Annotated in this window: 15 protein-coding genes; 10 read left to right on the top strand and 5 right to left on the bottom strand. The window is 43.1% G+C overall.

Annotated elements, in window-relative coordinates; all coding sequences use genetic code 11:
* The first annotated feature begins 14 nt into the window (after window positions 1–14).
* The 8 genes from IPJ70_01020 (at window position 15) to IPJ70_00985 (ending at window position 12,605) form a co-directional block, all read left to right on the top strand.
* On the top strand, window positions 15–692 hold the full coding sequence (locus IPJ70_01020) for a hypothetical protein (protein ID QQR82679.1): 678 nt from the start codon (window positions 15–17) through the stop codon (window positions 690–692).
* A 111-nt stretch (window positions 693–803) separates the two neighbouring features.
* A complete protein-coding gene (gene rpsP / locus IPJ70_01015; GenBank protein QQR82678.1) occupies window positions 804–1,292 on the top strand; it encodes a 30S ribosomal protein S16 in 489 nt (162 codons plus the stop codon).
* 146 nt (window positions 1,293–1,438) lie between these two features.
* Window positions 1,439–1,750 (top strand): KH domain-containing protein, encoded by a 312-nt coding sequence (locus tag IPJ70_01010; protein ID QQR82677.1) that lies wholly within the window; start codon window positions 1,439–1,441, stop codon window positions 1,748–1,750.
* Window positions 1,751–1,827: 77 nt separating this feature from the next.
* On the top strand, window positions 1,828–2,481 hold the full coding sequence (trmD, locus tag IPJ70_01005) for a tRNA (guanosine(37)-N1)-methyltransferase TrmD (protein ID QQR82676.1): 654 nt from the start codon (window positions 1,828–1,830) through the stop codon (window positions 2,479–2,481).
* A gap of 220 nt (window positions 2,482–2,701) precedes the next feature.
* Window positions 2,702–5,851 (top strand): DNA-directed RNA polymerase subunit beta, encoded by a 3,150-nt coding sequence (locus IPJ70_01000; GenBank protein QQR82675.1) that lies wholly within the window; start codon window positions 2,702–2,704, stop codon window positions 5,849–5,851.
* Between the two features lie 33 nt (window positions 5,852–5,884).
* Window positions 5,885–9,529 (top strand): DNA-directed RNA polymerase subunit beta', encoded by a 3,645-nt coding sequence (gene rpoC / locus IPJ70_00995; GenBank protein QQR82913.1) that lies wholly within the window; start codon window positions 5,885–5,887, stop codon window positions 9,527–9,529.
* 48 nt (window positions 9,530–9,577) lie between these two features.
* Window positions 9,578–11,314: a DNA primase gene (gene dnaG / locus IPJ70_00990; GenBank protein QQR82674.1), complete on the top strand. Its 1,737-nt coding sequence runs from the start codon at window positions 9,578–9,580 to the stop codon at window positions 11,312–11,314.
* A 211-nt stretch (window positions 11,315–11,525) separates the two neighbouring features.
* Window positions 11,526–12,605, top strand: a complete 1,080-nt coding sequence (locus IPJ70_00985) for a sigma-70 family RNA polymerase sigma factor (protein QQR82912.1) — start codon at window positions 11,526–11,528, stop codon at window positions 12,603–12,605.
* Between the two features lie 79 nt (window positions 12,606–12,684).
* Here the strand turns inward: IPJ70_00985 and IPJ70_00980 are convergent, their stop codons facing one another.
* On the bottom strand, window positions 12,685–13,257 hold the full coding sequence (locus IPJ70_00980) for a GNAT family N-acetyltransferase (GenBank protein QQR82673.1): 573 nt from the start codon (window positions 13,255–13,257) through the stop codon (window positions 12,685–12,687).
* A gap of 617 nt (window positions 13,258–13,874) precedes the next feature.
* Here IPJ70_00980 and IPJ70_00975 point away from each other — a divergent pair.
* Window positions 13,875–16,814, top strand: coding sequence for an ATP-dependent helicase (locus IPJ70_00975; protein ID QQR82672.1), 2,940 nt, complete (start codon window positions 13,875–13,877; stop codon window positions 16,812–16,814).
* A gap of 34 nt (window positions 16,815–16,848) precedes the next feature.
* On the opposite strand, the gene IPJ70_00970 is transcribed toward IPJ70_00975, so the two are convergent.
* From IPJ70_00970 to IPJ70_00955, 4 genes are all read right to left on the bottom strand, one after another.
* The gene (locus tag IPJ70_00970; GenBank protein ID QQR82671.1) at window positions 16,849–17,571 is read right to left on the bottom strand and encodes a thioredoxin domain-containing protein; all 723 of its coding nucleotides are present in this window, start codon (window positions 17,569–17,571) and stop codon (window positions 16,849–16,851) included.
* 99 nt (window positions 17,572–17,670) lie between these two features.
* Window positions 17,671–18,246, bottom strand: a complete 576-nt coding sequence (locus tag IPJ70_00965) for a ribonuclease H-like domain-containing protein (protein QQR82670.1) — start codon at window positions 18,244–18,246, stop codon at window positions 17,671–17,673.
* Between the two features lie 5 nt (window positions 18,247–18,251).
* Entirely contained in the window at window positions 18,252–19,520 is a 1,269-nt protein-coding gene (gene hisS, locus IPJ70_00960) for a histidine--tRNA ligase (protein QQR82669.1), read from the bottom strand.
* Window positions 19,521–19,526: 6 nt separating this feature from the next.
* A complete protein-coding gene (locus IPJ70_00955) occupies window positions 19,527–21,431 on the bottom strand; it encodes a hypothetical protein (protein QQR82668.1) in 1,905 nt (634 codons plus the stop codon).
* A gap of 52 nt (window positions 21,432–21,483) precedes the next feature.
* Between IPJ70_00955 and murA the strand changes: the two genes are divergently transcribed.
* Complete coding sequence (gene murA, locus IPJ70_00950; protein QQR82667.1) at window positions 21,484–22,794, top strand: UDP-N-acetylglucosamine 1-carboxyvinyltransferase; 1,311 nt, start codon at window positions 21,484–21,486, stop codon at window positions 22,792–22,794.

Raw genomic sequence — 22,794 nt, 5'->3', positions numbered from 1 at the left:
GAAAGGAGACATGCATGCGACTGAGGTGGTTGGTCCCTATTCTGCTCGGTGCCTTTTTTGGTGGTACGTTTCCTGCCGAAAGTGGCACGCTCTACACGTACGTTGTGAAGATGCTTCCTCCATCTGGCACGAACGGTCAGGTGCCTGTTTTGACGTGTGGCTGGCACGATGGTTCGTGCGGAACAACGTCAACCGGTACGTTCCTTGATTGGGACAACACCAGCTCCAATGCAGTCTACTTCCGCGGTTTTTTTAGTAGGGGGAGTTCTCCCTACGAGACCACACGACTCATTGGTAGGCGAGTTCGTCTCACTGGTGGTAATTTTGATTGTGAGAGGCAAGATGTTGTTGTTGCTGACACGGCACTACTCAAGATTAGGGGAATCATGCGATATCTTCATATCGACATGAACTCAAATCAGGAGTTTCCTATTGCCACAGCCGGTAACGATACATACAACGTTAAGTTCATTGGCAACATCGTCAATGACACGGGTTGTGGTCTTTGGAACGGAACACATGTTCACGCCGGGTATCCTGCAACATACACAGTATCCGTGTATTCAATGCGCTACAGCAACACCCAGCGTTTTCCGGGCGGTGATTACTGCACACCGGGTGTTAATTGTTCCAGCTACACGAATACAAGCTCAACCAACTGGACACATAAGTTTACGTGGCCTGGTCCGTAACTCCTTTCTGTTGTTGTACCTTCAATCCCACCCAAAATACCGGGTGGGATTGTCTTTTTTTGAGCTTCTTGGTATAGTATCGGAACTGCCAGAAGGCAGTTTTCATTTCACATGCTAAAAATACGATTACAACGAGTTGGACGAAAAAATGACCCCTCTTTCCGAGTGGTTGTTCTTGAGGCAACACAAGGTCCAAAAGCAGGTAAGCACATTGATCAGATTGGTTTTTATAATGCAGTGACAAAACAGAAAACGCTTGATACTGCAAAAGCAACATACTGGATGTCAAAAGGTGCACAGCCATCAGATACGGTATACAACATGCTTGTTACAGCTGGTGCCATTGAAGGTAAAAAGAAAAATGCACTTCCCAAGAAGAGTCCTATTAAGAAGAATGAGCCAGAAGTTGTAGCGGCTCCAGTAAAGGTGGCACCTGTTGTTGAGACACCATCTGCGGCTGTTGAGGAGTCCGTGGCACCTGTTGCGGAAGAGGCCTCAGTTCCTGTTGAAACATCAGTAGAAACACCAGCAGTTACGGAAGAGGTGGCTACTCCAGAAGAAACTCCTGCCCCTGTTTCAGAAGAAGTTCCAGCGGCATAAATTCATCATACGATAAAAATGTCCACGACACTTTGGGGTCGTGGACATTTTTTGTTTCAGAGGATATACTCATTGCAAACCATCGGCAGGTGCCGGATGGAGTCTGTTAACAGTAAACAGATTTACTAGAAACTTAGTCACACATTATGACACAAGAGTATCAAGACGCAGTATTTCTCGAAGCCGTTGTTAAGGCACTTGTAGAAGTTCCGGCAGATGTGAAAGTCACGCGCACTGTCGACGAAATGGGGGTGCTCATTACACTCAAGGTTAACCAAAAAGACATGGGTACCGTTGTTGGTCGCTCAGGTAATACCGCAAAGGCAATCCGCACACTATTGCGAGTTGTTGGTATGCGAAACAATGCACGTGTCAATTTGAAAATTCTTGAACCAGAAGGTTCAACACGAATGGCTGCTGCAAATATTGATGACGCAATGGCGGCGCTTAAGGAATAGAAGACACGCGGTGTATAGCACAAAACATATAACAACACACCCGCCACACAAGGCGGGTTGTGTGTTAGGATATTTGCATGAAATGTACAGTTATTACACTTTTTCCAGAGTCAATCGAGAGCTATGTTAATAGCTCTATATTGAAGCGCGCTCAAGAAAAAAAGCTTCTCTCAGTTTCGTTTGTAAACCCACGAACCTTTACTACCGATGCTCATCATAAGGTTGATGACAAACCATACGGTGGAGGGCCGGGCATGGTGATGAAAGCAGAACCGATCCTTAAGGCGGTAGAGTCAGTCTTACAAAAAAGCAAAAAGAAAAAAGAACGCACAAAAATTATTTTCTTTTCTCCAACAGGAAAACAATTTACACATGTCCATGCACGTACACTTTCAAAACGATATGACCATATTATTTTCATTGCAGGACGATATGAAGGAGTTGACGCACGCGTCCAGAAAATTTTGAAAGCAGATGATGTGTCTATCGGTCCGTTTGTACTTACAGGAGGAGAAATTCCAGCGCTTGTTGTGATTGATGCGGTTGCCCGACACATTCCGGGAATTCTTGGAACGTACGAATCTCTCGAAGAAGAGCGCATTGCATCAAAGGATGTGTATACACGACCTGATACCTTTATTTGGAAAGGGAAGGCACGCAAGGTTCCAAGGGTCCTCTCTTCAGGTCACCACAAAAACATTGACATGTGGAGAAAAAATACGCACAGATAGCGAGTTATCCACACACCATAAAAAAGGCTTGACTGCAAACGATATTTAGTTTAGAATGGCGCTTAATCAGGGGGTAGAGTGAGTTATGGGGCACTCTCGGATTTTTATAGATTAAAAATTATATTTTGCTAGACATACCTAGCAGATAGCTTTTTGTGACCAATGTTGCCGACCTTGAGCAAAGGTTCGGTTTCGTGCGTCCCCTTTTACATAACTATTTATGCAACAAAAAGTCTTCGCGAAATATCAAAAGCCACTTCTTGAGCTTCCAAATCTTGCGGAAGCACAACTCGTGTCCTTTCGATGGCTAATGGAGAAAGGTGTTAAGGAACTTTTGAAAGAGTTCTCACCAATTTCAGATTATTCAGGCAAAAAGTTCGAATTACACCTTAGTAATCCAGTATTTACTGAGAGTTTGCATGACGAATATTATGCTAAAGAAAACAAGTTGAGTTACGAGGTGCAGTTGAAGGTAACTGCAAAACTGATCAACAAGACATTGGGTACTGAAAAGGAACAAGAAATTTTCCTTTCAGATATGCCTATTCAGACAGATCGCGGAACATTCGTCATCAACGGTGTTGAGCGTGTCATCGTTTCTCAGCTTATTCGTTCGTTCGGAGTTTTGTTTACTTCACAAGAATTTCGAGGAAAGGAGTACTTTGGGGCAAAAATCATTCCATCCCGCGGAGCATGGATTGAAATCGAAACCGAACCAAACGCATCTCTCCAAGTTCGTATTGATAGAAAGAGAAAATTCCCTGTAACACATTTGTTGCGCGTGTTGGGAGTACACACGAAAGAGGACATTCTCAAGCTTTTTGCTGGTACACCAGCGCTTCCATTCATTGAAAAGACATTTGCGCACGACACAGCACAAACAATAGACGACTCATTCATTGAAATTCACAAAAAACTTCGTGATGGTGAGCTTGCAACTGCAGAAAATGCCCGCGATTTCGTTAATTCAATTTTTAACGCAGAACGGTACGACCTTTCTGAGGTTGGACGTTTTCGATTTAACCAGCGTTTTGGTAAGTCAATGGACAAAAAAGCAATGGGTGAGAGAACACTTTCACTTGATGATTTGATTACGATTATCAACAAGATTGTGGAATTGAACACAACGCCAGATGCACGTGCTGATGACGTTGACGATCTTTCGTCACGACGTGTTCGATATGTTGGTGAAATGATGCAACAAAAAATGCGTGTTGGTTTTGCGCGTATGAAGCGAAACATTCAGGATCGCATGTCTATTATTGATGCTGATACAACAATGCCAACGCAGGTGATTAACCCACGTCCGCTTCAGGGGCAAATTCGAGAATTTTTTAGTACCAACCAACTCTGTCAGTTCATGGCGCAAGAAAACATTCTTGCTGAAATGGAACACCTGCGCACACTTTCAGCACTCGGTCCGGGAGGTCTCTCTCGTGAGCGTGCAGGATTTGAAGTTCGTGACGTGCACGTATCGCACTACGGACGCTTGTGTCCTATTTGTACGCCAGAAGGTCCAAACATTGGTCTTATTCTGCACTTGGCAACATACGCTCGTATTAATGATTTCGGTATTATCGAAACACCATACATGAAAGTGGTGAACGGAATTGTTACGACAGAAGTTGCGTACCTTAACGCACAAGACGAACAAAACTATAAAATTGCCCACGCCGCTATTGCGCGCGATGAAAAAGGTGTTATTACCGATGATCGTGTTGACGTTCGTGTAAAAGGACGACCTGTTTCAGTATCTCCAAAGGATGTTGAGTTTATTGATGTTGCAACAAATCAAGCATACTCAATTGCAACCTCACTTGTTCCGTTCCTCAACCACGACGAAGCAAACCGAGCACTCATGGCATCGAACATGCAGAAGCAGGCGGTCCCGTGTATTCGACCAGAAGCTCCACTCGTTGCAACAGGTATTGAGGAACGCGCCGCTCGTGATTCGGGACGACTTGTATACGCACGTGAAGCGGGAAAGGTTTCGTATGTTGATGCAAAAAAGATTGTTGTTAAAAACGCGAAAGGAAAAGACGACGAATATCGACTTATTACGTTTTCACGAACAAACGGATTTACGGTATTTCATCAGCGTCCATCAGTGTCAGTAGGTGATACTGTAAAGCGCGGTGATTTGCTTGCCGATACTTCAACAAGTGCCAATGGTCAGATTGCTCTTGGTCAGAACCTTCTTGTGGCTTTCATGCCATGGTCTGGTAATAACTTTGAAGACGCTATTATTTTGTCTGAACGACTTGTTCGCGACAACTACCTTACCTCAATTCACATTGAAGAATTCTCATCAAATGTTCGCGATACAAAACTTGGACCGGAAGTAACCACAAACGATATTCCAAACGTTGGAGAATTGAAACTTCGTAATCTTGATGAAGAGGGTATTATTCGCATCGGTTCAGAAGTACAACCAGGTGATATTCTCGTTGGAAAAATTACTCCAAAGGGCGAGTCACAACTTACTCCTGAAGAGCGCCTCTTACGTTCTATCTTTGGTGATAAGGCTCGTGATGTAAAAGATACTTCACTTCGCATGGAAGGAGGAAAGCGTGGACGCGTGGTTGGTATTAAAGTGTTCTCCCGAGAAAAAGGAGACCAACTCGAATCAGGAATCATCAAGAAAATTTATATTGAAATTGCACAACTTCGAAACATCACTGTGGGTGACAAACTTGCAGGACGTCACGGAAACAAAGGAGTTATTTCACGCGTGGTTCCTATTGAAGACATGCCACACATGGCAGACGGAACACCTGTTGATGTTATTTTGACACCACTTGGTGTGCCAAGTCGTATGAACCTTGGACAGATTCTTGAATTGCACCTTGGTATGGCAGCAAAAACACTCGGCTACCAAGCAATCGTTCCTCCATTTGTTGGTGCTACTGAAGAAGAAATTAAATCTGAACTCAAAGAAGCTGGTTTTTCAGAAACAGGAAAGATGAAATTGATCGACGGACGTACCGGAGAGCAATTTGAAAACGATATCTCCGTTGGATACATGTACATTCTCAAACTCGAACACATGGTTGAAGATAAGATTCACATGCGATCAATCGGTCCGTACTCGCTCATCACACAACAACCACTTGGTGGTCGTGCACAAAACGGAGGACAACGATTTGGAGAAATGGAAGTGTGGGCACTTCTTGGATACGGTGCAGCCTACACACTTCGTGAAATGCTTACGATTAAATCAGATGACATTATGGGACGTTCTGCTGCCTTCGATTCCATCGTTCGCGGTTCTCGATTGACACAGCCAAACACCCCAGCATCATTCAGCGTACTCTTGCACTACCTTCGTGGGCTTGCGCTTGATGTTGAATTAAAAGAAGAAAACGAATAAACCTATATGCGTCGCACTACACAAACAAATATCATGGAGACGTTTGATACGCTCGGTATTAAACTCGCAAGTCCAGAAAAAATTGCAGAGTGGTCGCATGGGGAAGTGACCAAGCCAGAAACCATCAACTATCGTACGCAGCGTAGTGAAAAGAATGGTTTGTTTGACGAACGAATTTTTGGTCCTGAGCGTGACTTCGAATGTTACTGTGGAAAGTACAAAGGCATTCGCTACAAAGGTATCGTCTGTGAAAAATGTGGAGTTGAAATTACACGTTCCATTGTTCGTCGTGAACGCATGGGACACCTTACATTGGCAACACCAGTTGCACACATTTGGTTTGTTCGTAACGTTCCGTCTCGTATTGGACTCATTCTTGATATTACAGGTCAGGATCTTGAAAAGGTTATCTACTTTGCAGGATACGTTGTTACCTCAGTATCTGAATCTGAACGAGAGCTCTTTCTTAAGAACTTAGATGGTGAGTATCGAGTAAAAACGAAAGCACTCAAAGATGAGAAATCAAAAGATAAATTAAAGGAAGTATATCTTGCAACCAAGCGAGAAATTAACTCAATCACAAAGTACTCAGTTCTCGATGAAGCAACATACGCGAAGTTTACGATGAAGTATGGAACGCTTTTCGAGGCAGGTATTGGTGCTGAAGCAATCTACAATCTTCTTAAAGATGTTAATTTGGAGGAAATTGCAACGACGATTGAGGCAACAATTGATGATGCGGGTGCGGAAGACAAGAAGAAAATGCGCAAGCGTTTGAGTCTTGTTCGTTCGATGGTGCGTTCAAAAATTCGTCCAGAGTGGATGTTCCTCATCAATATTCCAGTTATTCCAGCAGCACTTCGCCCGATGGTCGCTCTTGATGGTGGACGTCACGCAACAAGTGATCTCAACGATTTATACCGTCGTGTGATTAACCGAAACAATCGTCTCAAAAAACTTCTTGAAATTCACGCACCAAGCGTTATTTTACGAAACGAAAAACGTATTCTTCAAGAAGCGGTTGACGCGCTCATTGATAACTCAATGCGTCACCCTGGTGGTACCGCCGCAGTGAGTCAGTCACAACGTCGCCCTCTCAAATCATTGTCTGATAACCTTAAAGGAAAACAAGGAATCTTCCGTCAAAATCTCCTCGGAAAACGCGTTGACTATTCAGGACGTTCAGTAATTGTTGTTGGTCCAACACTTAAACTCGATGAATGTGGTTTGCCAAAGCAAATGGCACTTGAATTGTTCCGTCCGTTTGTTATTTCAAAATTGATTGATCGAGGACACGCATACAACATTCGTGGTGCAGGACGTCTCATTGATGATGCAGGACCAGAAGTGTGGGGAATTCTCGAAGAGGTGATTGCTGGTAAGTATGTGTTGCTCAACCGTGCACCAACACTTCACCGTCTTGGTATTCAGGCATTTCGTCCAATTCTCATTGAAGGACAGGCAATTCAGATTCACCCACTCGTTGTGCAGGCATACAACGCCGACTTCGACGGAGACCAAATGGCAGTGCACCTTCCCCTTTCTGACGAAGCACAACTTGAGGCAAAAGAAATTATGTCGTCAGGAACAAATATCTTGAAACCAGGAAGTGGTACACCGATTGTATCTCTTGGTCACCAGGACATTGTACTTGGTTCGTACTGGATGACACGCATTATCCCTGGAGAAAAGGGAGAAGGTGGTGTGTTTGCAAGTCCAAATGACGCAATTCTTGCATATGATTTTAAGATTCTTTCACTTCGCGCAAAAATTACTGTCCGACCAACTGACAGTGAACGATACGCTGGATTTGGTGGTGCGCCATTTGAGACTTCTGTTGGACGATTGCTTTTCAACGCAGCGCTTCCAAGTTCATACCCATTCATAAACAAGGAAATTACAAAGAAAGAAATGGCGGAATTGGTAAACACGCTTATCGTAACGTACAACAAGGCAGAAATCATGAGCATCCTTGATAAGGTGAAGCATGTTGGTTTTACGTATGCAACACTTTCTGGAACAACATTCTCACTCAGCGACGTTCCAACTCCTCAAGGTAAACAAGAGCTTATTGCCGCGGCTCGTATTAAGGTGGATAAAAATGCTTCACAGTACGAAGAAGGTCTCTTGTCTGATGAAGAAAAATTCAGAAAAGATATTGAAGTGTGGCACGGAGTTCGTACGGACATGGAAAAAATTGTTGCCGAATCTCTTGATACGTTTGGACCGGTATATACCATGTGGAAATCTGGTGCTCGTGGGCAAATTGGTCAGATTACCAACATGGCCGGTGTGAAAGGACTTATTGCTGGTTCACAAGGACGTACTATCGACTTCCCAATTCTCTCATCAGCAAAAGAAGGATTGTCACCAATTGAATACTTCATTACAACAAACGGTGCACGTAAGGGTCTTGGAGATACCGCGCTCAACACTGCTCAGTCAGGATATTTGACTCGTCGTCTCTTTGATGTGGCACAAGACGTCGTTGTTCTTGAAGATGATTGTGGAACAAAAGAAGGAATCGTGCTTTCCGCACAAAATCTTGCCGGTATTGAAATTTCTCTCACAAAAAATATCTCAGGACGTTTTCTTGCACGAGATGTAAAAACATCTTCTGGAGATGTTCTCTACAGGCGTGGTGAGCTCGTCAGTGCGGATGTTGCTGAGGCAATTGAAAAAGCTGGTGTTACAGAGGCATGGGTTCGTTCTCCAATGTCATGCGAAACATCTCGCGGTGTATGTCAGAAGTGTTACGGAAATGATCTTGGAACAGCAACTCCAATTGTTCTTGGAGAAGCAGTAGGAACAATTGCCGCACAATCAATCGGTGAACCAGCCACACAGCTTACCATGCGTACATTCCACGCCGGAGGTGCCGCAGCTGCTGCAGGAGACATCGTTTCAGGTCTTCCACGTGTGCAAGAAATATTTGAACGTCGCCCACCGAAAAACCCAGCTATTATTTCAGAAGTTTCAGGAACGGTTGCAGAGATTCTCGAAAAGGGAAATGAACGAACCATTCGTATTTTGCCGAACGTAGAAGATGGTAAAAGCGATAAAACTGTTGAGTACAGTATTCCATTCCGTCGTACACCAATCGTAAAGACAGGTGATGCTATTGAAAAGGGGCAACTGTTGACAGACGGTTCTGCTGATTTAACTGAATTGTTTAAACACGCAGGACGTGAGAAGAGCCAGACATACGTTATTGATGAAATTAGTAAAATTTATGAGTTGCAAGGTGCATCAGTATCTCGCAAGCACATTGAAATTATCATCAAACAGATGTTCTCACGTGTACAAGTAAAAGACCCAGGAGATACAGATCTTCCTCGTGGAACAGTTATTGAAATGTCGGAGGCACGTGAAGCAAACACGATTGCGAAGAATGCCGGAGGAAAAGAGGCAAAACTTATTCCTCTCGTACTCGGTATTACCAACGTGGCATTGTCACGCGCATCATTCCTTTCTGCTGCTTCATTCCAACACACAAACAAAGTACTTATTGACGCAGCTGTACGCGGAAAGAAAGACGATCTCCGTGGATTGAAAGAAAATATCATTGTCGGACGTCTTATTCCTGCAGGTACAGGATTTAGTGGAAGTCCTAAGTGGAACATGATACAAGACGCGCAACAGGGTATCGAAAATAACTACGAAGCAGAAACAGATTAAAAGAGTTCTCGTGCGCGGACGATGACTCACTATGAGTCACACACACCAATGTCAAACGTCACGCAACAAATAAAAGATCGTCTCGGTATTACCGACGTTGTGTCTTCGTACATAAAGCTTGAGAAATCAGGAAAAAATCTCAAAGCACGATGTCCGTTTCACAACGAAAAATCGGCGTCATTTTATGTTTCTCCAGAACGGGAGAGTTACTACTGTTTTGGATGCGGTGAGCACGGTGACATATTCACGTTCGTTGAAAAAATTGAGGGCGTTGATTTTATGGGCGCCCTTAAAACACTTGCGTCGCGTGCTGGTGTAGAAATCAGTAAAGAAACATTTCAAAAAAGTGAAACCGATCAAACACTCTACAAAATTCTTGAAGATGCAGTTTCTTTTTTCGAAAAAACATTACATCAGACACCCTCTGCACAGGCGTATCTTACACAGCGTGGAATAACAGAAAAAACAAGCGCATCATTCCGTGTTGGATTTGCTCCAGCTTCGTGGCGAACACTCTGTGAGTATCTTGTTGCTCGCGGACACACAAAGAGCAATATTGAAAAAGTGGGACTTATAAAACGAAAACAAGATGATGCGGCAAAGACCTCAGGACAAGACTACTACGATACGTTCCGTTCGCGCATCATGTTTCCGATTTTTGATCCGTCAGGAAGGCCGATTGCGTTCTCCGGTAGACACTTTGGAGATGAATCTCCAGAGGCACCAAAATATATCAACTCTCCAGAAACGCCATTGTTTAAGAAAGGAAACGTACTCTATGGATTTGAAAAAGCAAAAATAGGAATTCGAAAATATAATTTTTCTATTCTTGTTGAAGGCCCTATCGATCTCATCATGGCACACCAGTACGGCTTTACAAATACAGTGGCGGTTATGGGAACGGCGTTGACGCAGGAACACATAGAAAGGGTGAAAAGGTTGTCACGTAACATCGTGGTCGCACTTGATGGAGATGCTGCGGGTATACAATCAGCACTCAAAACATCTCGACGAGCAATTGAAGCCGATATGGATGTCAAATGTGCAGTATTGCCAGAAGGAAGTGATCCGGCAGATGTTCTTAAAACAAATCCTGATATCTGGAAAAAGGCCATTCGAGAAGCGGTGCATGTTGTGTTCTTTCTTATTGAACAAATACAACGTTCGCATAAGGGGGATGAGAGGTTGTTTAGACAAAGAATACGAAATGAAGTGTTGCCGTACATCGGACTTATTCAAAACAAGATTGATCAAAAATATTTTATAGATAGTGTCGCAACGCGGGCTGGTGTAGATGCTTCGGTTATTGAAGAAGAAATGCAAAAAGTAGCTTTTCAGGAAACACTCAATACACCAGAAGTGCCACACGCGTCAGCGTCACCTCATGTATACGAAGGACGAAAAGAGGTACTTCTCCGGCAACTCATCGCTCTCATTTTTATGTATAAACACCGCGGTAAAGAAACTGAATTACGCACGGTGCACGAGAAGGTCAAGGAGATATTGGGTAGGGATCCGCTAGAACACATCGATGAATCACAGTATCAAGAAGACATGTTTGAATTAGAAAAGGCAGAGACAGAGTTTGGAGACAGTGAGTTGCACCTCGAAGAAATGCTTCTCGCACTTCATGAGGAAATATTAAAAGATACGTACACACGGACACGAGAAAAACTTATCGAAGCGGAACGTGGTGGTGATGAGTCTCGTATGGCAGAGTTGTTGCGTGAATGTATGACTATTTCAAAATCTCTTCGAAATAGTCGCATAAAAAATACCCATTAATCTAATACATTTGTAATACTAAACACATTGTATGAAAAAAACAAAAGTAAAACGCACAAAACAAACTGCACGGCGTACTGTTCGTAAAACAAAAACGGCACCACGAAAGATACAACCAAAAAAGGTTGTACAAAAAAAGGTGGTGTCTACAGCTTCTGTGCGCGTACCCAAGAAAAGTGTTGTTGTTCCGGCACAAAAAATTCCCAAAAAGATGTCGAAAAAAGAACACGCACTCCAAGACAAGGCAAATAAACTGTACCAAAAAGGGCGCGAACGAGGTTTTATTACGTATGATGAAATTTTAAAAGAGTTTCCAAATATTGAGGACAATGTACTCTTTCTTGAAGAGCTCTATGATACGTTCGATACGGAAGGTATTGATGTTATTGAAAGTGGTGGGTTGCTCGATTTTGGCGGGGAAGCTGGTCTAGAGAAAAATGTATACCATAAAGATGAAGGTCGTTTCGATTCCATTCAAATGTACCTGAGAGATATTGGTAAGTATGATCTTATTTCCGCGGCGATGGAAAAAGATTTGGCGCGACGTATTGAGCAGGGTGATGAAGAGGCAAAAAATGTTCTTGCACGTGCCAACCTTCGTCTTGTGGTGTCTATTGCAAAAAAATATGCAAATCGAAGTTCAAATCTAACGCTTCTCGATCTCATTCAAGAGGGGAACATTGGTCTTTTTAAGGCAGTAGAAAAATTTGATTGGACAAAAGGGTATAAGTTTTCGACGTATGCAACGTGGTGGATTCGTCAGGCAGTAACACGTGCTATTGCCGATCAGTCACGCACCATTCGTATTCCTGTGCACATGGTTGAAACCATTGCAAAATACAAGCGTATCGTTCGCCGTCTGGCTCAAGATTTGGGGCGTGAACCACTTCCTGAAGAAATTGCAGTTGAAATGGACATGGACGTTGATAAAATTCACCACATTCAACAGATTAACCAAAACACAGTATCACTTGAACTTCCTGTTGGAGATGATGATGAAAAAGGCTCAACGCTTGGTGATTTTCTAAAGGATGAACATCTTCCATCGCCTGACAAGGAATCATCGCAACGAATTCTCGCCGAACACATCAAAGAAGTCCTGGGTGAACTTTCTCCAAAGGAGAGAAAAATTCTGGAGCTTCGAAACGGACTCGCTGATGGTATTGCTCATACTCTTGAAGAAGTGGGGAAGGAGTTTGGTGTGACTCGTGAGCGTATTCGACAAATCGAAGCAAAAGCACACGAAAAAATTCGTCATCACCAGAAGGCACAGCAACTCAAAAATTACTAATGTAATTTTTGAGCTTGTTAGCTGATAGCTTTTAGCTTATAGAAAAAAGACCGGCGCCGAGAGCCGGTCTTTTTTGTGACTAGACGAGAGAAGTCTTGAAGATGTTCCACTTGCGCATGAACGCTTGTTTGGTGAGAATGAGCATGATCTGATCGTGATACTTTCCGTCACGATAATGCCACTTGGGCATACGTCCCACCTCAACGTATCCCTGCTTGCGAAGTGCCCGGTAGGAGCGTTCGTTGAAAGCAATGACCGACGAGGAAATGGTTCGCAGGTTCATTCTCGTGAATGCGTGATGGAGAAGGAGTATCTTGGCTTCGGTGCCATATCCCTTTCCCCAGTATTCTTTTTCACCGATGAGTGCTCCGGTGGTTCCTGTACGGTCGACCCAATTGATTCTGTGAAGGCCGACGGTTCCGATAGGAATACCTTTCGCGGTTTCAATGACAAGAACAAGATTGTCCTTTTTGTCATCGAGTCCACGAATCCACGAAACCTCTTGTGCGTGTGAGTTCGGAAAAACACCCGAAGAGATAAAGTGGGTGACTTCCGGATCATTGATCCATCGAACAAGAGTATCGGCGTCGTTCTCGTTGACAGGGCGAAGAGAAACGAGCTTCCCATTCAAAAACGCAGTCTTGGTTTCCATGACATCCTCCGTTGTCGTTGTGTGAAAGAACAGTACTACACAAAATCTCGGCTTTTGTGTAGCCGAGAGTTCTTTAACAAGAATTGAATACGTAGGAGTTACAGCATTCACGGCTACACAAAAACTGTCTGTGTATCAATGGCAAAAAGGCCAAAGATAGGGCCAGAGACGTTTTTATTAAGTTGTGAATGCATGTAATGCATGAGACAACTCTATAATCATTGACTTGTATTGTCAAGCCCAACTCATTGTTGAGAATAAAAACATTGCGATACTTGAATACATGTGGTACAAATCAAAACGGACTGTTTAATGCAGGAGGAGCTATGGCAACAAAAGGTGATGAACGAGGGTTCCGGGGCCAGCAGGGCCCAATTCTGAACGAAGAGCAGCGCAGGCTACTTGAAAGGCTTCGTTCGGCCTCGGCGCCGATTGGCCCCAGCGAGGAGTTTCTCGCCAAGCAGGGGCACCCCTCGAGGCCTAAGAGGAGGGGTGGAAGAGCGGGAAGAGGTGACGAGTAAGTCGTCGTGTACGTTGGCCGGAAATACTTTCCGGCCTTATTTTTTTATACTATATCTGTAAGCGTCGGTCTTTTCAAAAATGCTACAATAGGATTCATGCGCACAAGTCCTGTATTTCAAAAACAATATAAAGCACTCAATGCTGAGCAAAAAAAGGCCGTAGACACGATTTATGGGCCAGTGATGGTCATTGCAGGTCCTGGTACTGGTAAGACGACACTTCTGACTCTCCGTATAGCAAATATATTGCAGAAAACAGATGCCTCAGCAAGCTCTATTTTAGCTCTGACGTTTACCGAAAGTGCCGTGTCATCCATGCGTACGAAGTTGTTTGAGATTATTGGCACGGATGCGTATCGTGTACACATTAATACATTTCATGGGTTTGCAAATGACGTTATTAGTCGTTACCCAGAATATTTTCCTCGTATTATTGGTTCGCACCATATCCGAGATATTGAGCAGATAAAAATTGTTCGAGAAATTATTGAGCGTCACACATTTACACATATCAAGCCGTTTGGAAGTCCATTTCACTATGTGAATGACGCACTCAAGGCGATTCAATCCCTTAAACGTGAAGGGAGTACTGCTGAGAAATTTAAAGCACTTTTAGAAAATAAAGAGCAACAAGAAGACGCCGTTCGATATGGACGCAATACTGAACTTGCTATTGTGTATGAAGAATATGAAAAAGCGCTTACTAAGAATAAATCATTTGATTTTGATGACATGCTTTTGGATGTGGTAACGGCGCTTAAAGAACACGAGACACTTCGGGCAACGCTTCAAGAACGATTCCAGTACATTCTTGCTGACGAACATCAAGACGCAAACGCATCACAGAATGCCATACTTGAATTACTTTCTTCGTATGATGATACGCCGAATCTTCTTATTGTTGGTGATGAAAAACAGGCGATCTTTCGTTTTCAAGGTGCATCATTGGAAAATTTTCTCTATTTTAAAAAACGATACCATACGGCGAAACTTATTTTCCTTACAAGTAACTATCGTTCAGGACAAAGTATTTTAGATGCGGCACACGGTTTAATATCTTCTGGGGCAATGTCGCATGATATACAAAAACTTCGTGTTCCGTTGCAATCCGCGCGGAAAGGAACATCGCGCGTGCGGGTAGTTACGTGTGGTACGGATTCAGAAGAACGTGCGTTTTTGATTCACGAAATAGAGCGGGTGCACGCTGAAGGAACTCCATGGGAAGAAATAGCTCTTATCTATCGTGATAATACTGATGCACACGAATTGGCAACACTCCTTGAGCGCACAACTATTCCGTTCGTTATTAAATCAAATGTTAATGTGCTCGAAAATACACACATTCATACTCTCATTCAACTTTTTAATCTTATACATCATGTTACCGATAGTATGTTGTTGGGCGAGATACTCTTCGCGCCATTTTTAGAGATTCATTCTCTTGATGCATATAAAGCACTGACGTACGCAAGCATAAAACGCATTCCGCTTTCAACAGTTCTTTCGTCAAAAAAATATCTCACAGATGCTGGTATTGAAGAGAGTGCACACATACTCAATAGTTTTTCAAAGATACTTTCGTGGTCACAACGCGGACGGACACGTCCATTTATTGAGGTGTTTGATAGTGTGGTGCGTGAATCGAATTTTATTGCATCGGTTATTCGTGCGCCAGGATCTGCAGATACTTTGAAGGCCCTGGAGGTTTTGTTTCAGGAGGTTAAAACACTTTCGACAGGTGTTGGGATGTACAAACTTTCCGACTTTCTTGAACATATTGCTATTATGGAAGAGCACGGTAGTACGCTCAAAATGCTTCCTGATACAGGCCTTGTATCAGCGGTAACGCTCATGACGGCACATCGAGCAAAGGGGCTTGAGTTTGAACATGTCTATATCACAGACGTGGTTGATGGGCATTGGGGAAATCGTAAAAAACGCTCGTTGTTTACCGTCCCGTCACTTATTGAAACAAGTGATGATGATGAGCGACGGTTGTTGTACGTTGCTTTGACACGCGCAAAAAAGGAAGTGGTTCTCACATTTCCAAAAACAGACATGAGCGGCTCACCAAAAACTCCGTCGCAGTTTATTGAGGAGCTTGATGCGCGTGTTGTTGTGCGAGAAACAACAGACACCACGGCGCGTATTCTTCAGGATATTACAAAAAAACTTTCTTTTGCTGAACCGATTGCTGTAGGGCTCGATATTGCAGAAAAAGAATTTCTCAATCGGCTTTTTTCTGAGCAGGGATTTTCTGTTTCTGCGCTTAATAATTATCTTTCGTGTCCGTGGAAATATTTTTTTGTAAATCTTCTCCGTATTCCAACAGCTCCGAGTTCACCACAACGGTTTGGTACCATGCTCCACATGACACTTCGGTTGCTCGGTGAACGAGAAGCTTCAGGAAAGAAAGTGACACACATGTATCTACAAAAAAGTATTCACAAAGCTGCACTTCAAAGTGCGATTTCAGAACGCGAGGAAGAATTGTTTGTACATAAGGGGATGCATGTTATCGAAAAATTCTGGAATACTCATAAGCCAACACATCCACGGCTTTCATTGTGGGAACATTCCGTACGTGCCGTGCTTCCATTACCTCAAGCCCACCATGTCGAGCTACGGGGAGTTATTGATCGTGTGGATATGCACACAGGTGGGGATTCGGTCGTTTCTGTTGTTGATTACAAAACAGGCAAACCAAAAAGTCGAAATGAGATTGAGGGTAAAACAAAAAATAGTAACGGAGATTATTTTCGACAGCTTGTTTTTTATCGCCTCATTCTTTCTCTTGAGGGACTTTATACGGCACGTCAGGGGGCACTCATTTTTGTAGAACCTGATACAAAAGGTGTTTTCCGAAATGAACTATTTGAGCTTACCGATGCCCATGTTCAGGAACTTACGCAGACCATTGCACGAGTTGCCGAAGAGATTCGTGAACTTTCATTTTGGAACTCAACGTGTACGGAACGTAGCTGTCAGTACTGTACCCTCGGAAAAATGATTACACACAAAAAACACCCTGCATAACAGGGTGTTTTTGTTTTTAGGTAGGTTCTTCCGACTAGTTTGCGGGCGTTGTTGTTGCTTGTGTGCTTGTGCCAACCGAGAGAAGAAGTGTTTGTATTGTTTGCTTCATAACGTCAAACGATTCAGCTCCTCTAATAGGAAGTGCTGTTCCGTCGGGAGAGAGAATTACACTGAATGGTGTTCCCAATTTTCCGTTGGTTGCCTTAATGGCAGCGTCGACACTTTTTTGTACTTTCTCTGTGTATTTTCCACTTTCCAAACATGTGTTGAACGTAGCCATGTTGAGACCAAATTCTTGTGCAATTTTTGGAAGTTCTGCAGGATCGAGGTCGTTATTTGAAGGAGTTATTTCGTATACTTTGTCCAAATACTTCCAGAACATGGTGTTGCCACCTTGTTCCCCGGCACATTCAACTGCCTCAGCTTCTTTGAATGCCTTTGGGTGTAATTGTACGATTGGTGCATGTCGGTATACCCACGCTACTTGTCCAAGGGGGCCGTACGTATCCATGATGCGGTGCATTGTTTGTTGGAATGTCTTACAGAATGGGCACTCAGTATCTGAGTACTCTACGACAATAATTGGCGCATTTGGATTTCCAATAATGCGATCACTTGCAGTAACTGGTTCAACAACAACAGGATCTTCTGTTGGTGTTGCTGTTTTTGGTGTTTTATCACGAAACATGACAGCACCAGCTACAAGCGCACCGGCAACGACAACTGCTAGCGGGATGAGAAATTTGTTTTCTTGCATATAGTATAAATCTTCTAATTATTATGTCTGTAATACGGGAAAGTATACCTCATGAGATACTCGTTTACCACGTATGTGGTATGGCGAACCGTGTGGTGGCTAGAAACCAAGAGAATAGGTAAGTGCGTGATCACCACCCTTATCCCACTCGGATGTGTCAAGGGTAAGTTCTTTAAGATCTTGACCGTCACGATATTTTATTTTTTTATGTGCAACGATGTGTTCGTACAAATCCTTGGTTACTTTTACATCTTGAAGACAGTAGTCGCGAATTTCTTGTACCCTGCCTTCTTTCCACCACTGATATGCTTGAAGTCCATCTGCACTTTTTTTAAGTCCAAGTGTTGCACCTGCAACGTTGTTGAGTGACAGTCGTCTTCCGAGAGCATCTTTTATAGACGTCATGATATCAATACTTTTAAGTGCAGTGAGTTCTCCTGGAAAATATTTATTGAGAAGTGGAATATCAAAGTGGTCTGAGTTAAAACCAATGAGCACATCAGCTCGTTCGAGAAGCGCCCAAAGTGCTGGAAATTCTTCTTGAGCGTACGATGTGTACGTGTCTGTTTCGTAATCATATACACCAACAATTGAAATATCTAAAAGTGCTGGATCATTTTTTCCAACATCATCAAAAATGTTCCTTGTTTCTATATCAAAGACAACTTTTTTCATGGGTATTATATTTTAAAACCACAACGTCTTAAGGGTCCTACAATATCTCGATTTTGAACAAGTTCTTCTCGCCCAGTTTTAAGTTCTTTTAGAGTAAATTCATTACGCTCTTTTTCTTCTAAGCCCACAGCAACAACAAAAGGAATTTTCTTTTTGTTGGCGAGTGAAATTTGATCTCCAATTTTCTTTGTACCAAGATATACAGCAACACTAACACCTTGTTTTCTAAACTCATCAGCGAGTTCACTGGCTAGTTCAACACTCTCTTCATTTACTGGACAAATCAGAATATCTGTCTCTGAAATATGTGCTGGCAACAATTTGTGTGTCTCAAGAAAATCACGCATGGTGACATCGCCTAACCCGAAACCGACGGCAGGGACAACTTCATCACCAAACAATTCAAGTAATCTGTCATATCGTCCGCCACCAAAGATGGAGCGGTTATTTTCAGGGTTTGTATCAAAAACCTCAAATACCATTCCTGTGTAGTAATCAAAACCACGTGCTAAGAGTTCATCCAAAACAACGTTTCGTATTCCTCGCGACTCTAAGCGTGTTATAACCTCTGCTTTTTTTTGTGTTTCAAACACAAAAGGCACGTTGGAGAGCGTAGCCCACGCCTCCGCAAAAGTTTCTGAAGACATTTTTTGCTTCTTATCTATCAAACGTATTGCTTGAGGCAGAGACGACTGATCACGGAGCATGTGTAGAATTCTTTCTTGTAGTAAATCTCTGTGATTTATTCTAATTTGAAAATCTTCATCGTTTGCCCCAAACGCTTTCATAATGTGGTATGCAAGCGAAATAATTTCCACATCAGCATCAATACTATTTACGCCAAACATATCGGCGTTTAATTGCCAAAACTCGCGAACACGACCACGTTGTGGGCGCTCGTATCGAAAAAAGTTTTGTATTGAATACCAACGAAGTGGGAACGCAAGTTCTCGTTTTCGTGCGGCCACCATACGTGCCACACTCGGTGTCATTTCTGGACGAAGCGTTACACTTCGTTCGCCGCGGTCAGTAAATGTGTATGTTTGTTCGTTTACAATCTCATCACTTGTTTTTGAAGCATACAACTCTGTGGGCTCTAAAATCGATGCAGCATATTCTTCATACCCAAACTGCTCACTTACTTTGCGCCATACCCCAAAAATATATTTTTGTACCGCCATGTCTTCAGGATAAAAATCCCGAACACCCTTGTACGGCTCTGTAGAAACTTTTTTACTTTTCTCGGTCATGTGGTCGTATTGTATCACGAGCATGGCGACCTAGAGAAGTGAGTCGGGATCAACATTCACGGCGTATTGTGGAGGGAGCGCTTGTAGAGCTGTAACGAGTTTCGTGTCAGACCAAGACTCGCGTGGGAGTGTCAAAAGGAGATGTGCAAAAAATGAATTTCGAATTCTGGACACAAATGCAGGATACACAACAGGCGAGTAGTCTGCGAATCGTTCTTTGAGTGCGTTCAATTCTTTAAGAACAGTTTCTTTGTCTCCATGTCTTGAAATTTTTATGAATAGAGTAAATGGTGGATAGCCGAATTTTTTTCGAGAAGCTTCCTCGTATCGGTACATTCCCATTCCATCTCCTGCTTTTGCATATACTAGAGATGTGTATTCAGGAGTGCGTGTTTGAATATACAGTCGTTGCGAAACAAGTGAAGCAAGAGTTGTTACAAGATGGAACACGCGTTCGCCCATATGAAAATCAGGTAAAAAGGTGAGTGTGTCGAGGGACGCAACGATACCACTATGTGCAGATTTTGGACGTATGTGTGGAAGTGACATTTCTGTTCCCAATAAAATACCGGAGGAAGTTTTTTCCCACGCATCTACCACTTTTTGTGCACTTTGCGGAGTCGTTGTTGTGTCTCTACTTACCACAAATGTGAGTGCTGTAGGATGATGAGTCTTTAAGAAATCGAGAATACGTTCGATACCAACACCGTATGCTTCTAGTCGCCAACTCGAGCATACCGGACACACCGTTCGTGCATTTTTTGATTTTCCACAGCGGTTACATTTAAATGAACGGGATTCTTGAACATCTTTTAAGCCGTACAACACCATAGGCGCATCGCATGCGTCACATGAAAGGATGTGGCCACAATCTCTGCACACCGTGAATGGCGCAAACCCTTTTCGAACACAGAAAATAAAGAGACGGCGTTTTTCTTCTAGTGCGCCAGCAATTGCGAGGCGGGATTCTTTTGAGAAAAGTGGTAGTGGAGGGGCACTTTCTCCAGAACGCTGTGTGCGCATATCAACAATGTGTATGACGTTTGCACTTTCTTGCCGGAGAGATGGGCGGGCAACTTCTGAGAGTGTATGTTGATAGTATCGATAGAGTGTTTCAATTCGCAAGAAAGAATCTCCGAGTATTGCGTCGCACTTTTGATGCCGTGCGAATGATTCAATGCAGAATCGGTAATCAAGATATGGACGTTCGCGTTGTTTGTAATTGAGGGATGATTCATGTTCTACAACATAGAGTCCCATGTCGTGTCGTGGAAAAAAGGCAAGTGAAGGTGTGGTGATGACGAGGATCGAGTGTTGTGCTTCAAGTATACTTGTATAGGTCTCAAATATTTTTTTGGGAGTGAGCCGTCCGGTAAGTACAAAACATCTTCCCTCAATTCCTTTTATAAGATGTTGTCCTAAACGTTCCGCTTCAGCAATTGTTGGGCACACGATGCATACAGACAGTGCGTGTGCAAATGATTCTCGCGTTAATGCTTTGTATCTGCTAATACGAGAGTCGTCTGTATCTTCGAAAATTTTTACTTCAGGTGCTTCTGCGTGCGTTATGAGTGTTGTGGTACTTCGATTTGTTTCTCGAAGTGCTCGCACAAGTGGATGAGAAACAAGTGTTGAGAGAACCGTACCGAGTGTTGTTGCATGATGACGTGCAATGTCGGTGCAAGTTTCAATGTACTCTTTTGAAAAAGCAGTTTCTGATTCAACACTCACAATTTTTTTCATTGAAAAGTCTGCTCGACGAATAGATGCTTTTTCAAGGTGTGCACTTTTTGATTCAATAACGAGACCTACTATGCGCTGTGCACCAAAAGGAATAGTCACGAGTGTGCCACTTGAAAGTTCCCTTTGAAAATAATACGAAAGGGGTGCGAGGACAGATTTTGATGTGAATGGGACAACTGAGATGATGAACATACTGTACATGCTATGATACCACTGGTAACTCTTTGTGGGGTACTATATCTCTATGGCTGAAACACAAGATGTTTTTAATGTAACAGGGCTTAATGGCAAAAAAACGTTGTCTGGCCGTATAGCTGTTGCTGGAGCGAAAAACCATATTCTTCCACTATTGGCAAGTGCGGTACTTTTTAAAACGCCGGTATCTTTTTCTAATGTGCCAGATATAACCGATATTGAACACATGACAACATTGTTGACGCACGCTGGTGCGCGCGTTGTCCGAAATGGAGATATGGTTGTTGTTCATCCTGAAAAAATTACAAATGGTAGTTTTGATACGGACACTGCACACAAACTACGTGCATCAATTATTCTTACAGGCCCACTGTTGTCGCGTTTGGGAGCTATTTCATTTCCATCACCCGGAGGATGTGTTATTGGTAAGCGCCCCATCGATTTGTTTCTTGATGGATACACAAGCATGGGTGCACGCGTTGCAGATCATAATGGGGATTCATTTACCATAACAACAGAAAAAGGTCTCATTGGTACTGAAATATTTTTTAAGGTACAGAGTGTGACCGCTACAGAGACACTTCTCATGTCTGCGATTTTGGCGCACGGTACAACTTTTCTTAAGAATGTGGCTCTTGAACCTGAGGTGACAGAACTCGCACATTTTTTGAAATCATGTGGAGCTCGTATTGAAGGAATTGGTACCATGACACTCACGATTCGAGGAACAGGTGGAGAATTACTTTCATATACTGCATCAGAACCATATCGGGTGATTCCCGACAGGATTGAAGCGGGAAGTTACATGGTGCTTGGCGCGCTTTGCGCAGAGCGTTTGGAAATTACAAATTGTAATCCCGCACACCTCGAATTACCCATTCGTATTTTACAGAGCTGTGGTGTACCAATCGAAACAACTGATTCTACAATCCGTATTGTCAACAACACAAAAGAAAATAAAGAGTTTATTTGTAGTTCACTTCGTACGCACGAGTACCCAGGGTTTCCGACAGACCTGCAGGCACCATTCACTGTCTTCTTTACCCAAACAAACGGTGAAAGTATTGTTGAGGAAATGATATTTGAAGGGCGGTTGGGGTATACAAAAGATCTTGTGTATATGGGTGCCACAATCGATATTGCTCATCCGCACCGTGCGGTCGTGCGAGGCCCATGTAAGTTGACTGGTCGTGAGTTGTATACGCCAGACTTACGTGCTGGTTTGGCATACATTATTGCCGCGTGTGTTGCAAAGGGAACGTCGCGTGTTCATAATGTACACTTTATAGATCGTGGATACGAACAGTGCGAAGAAAAACTTCGTGCGATTGGTGTATCAATAGAACGGATGGCACAATAA

Source organism: Candidatus Campbellbacteria bacterium (genome assembly GCA_016699465.1).
Lineage (GTDB): Bacteria > Patescibacteriota > Minisyncoccia > Phycocordibacterales > EsbW-18 > EsbW-18.
Note: the sequence above shows the minus strand (reverse complement) of the source record. Positions and strands in the feature narration are given on the sequence as shown.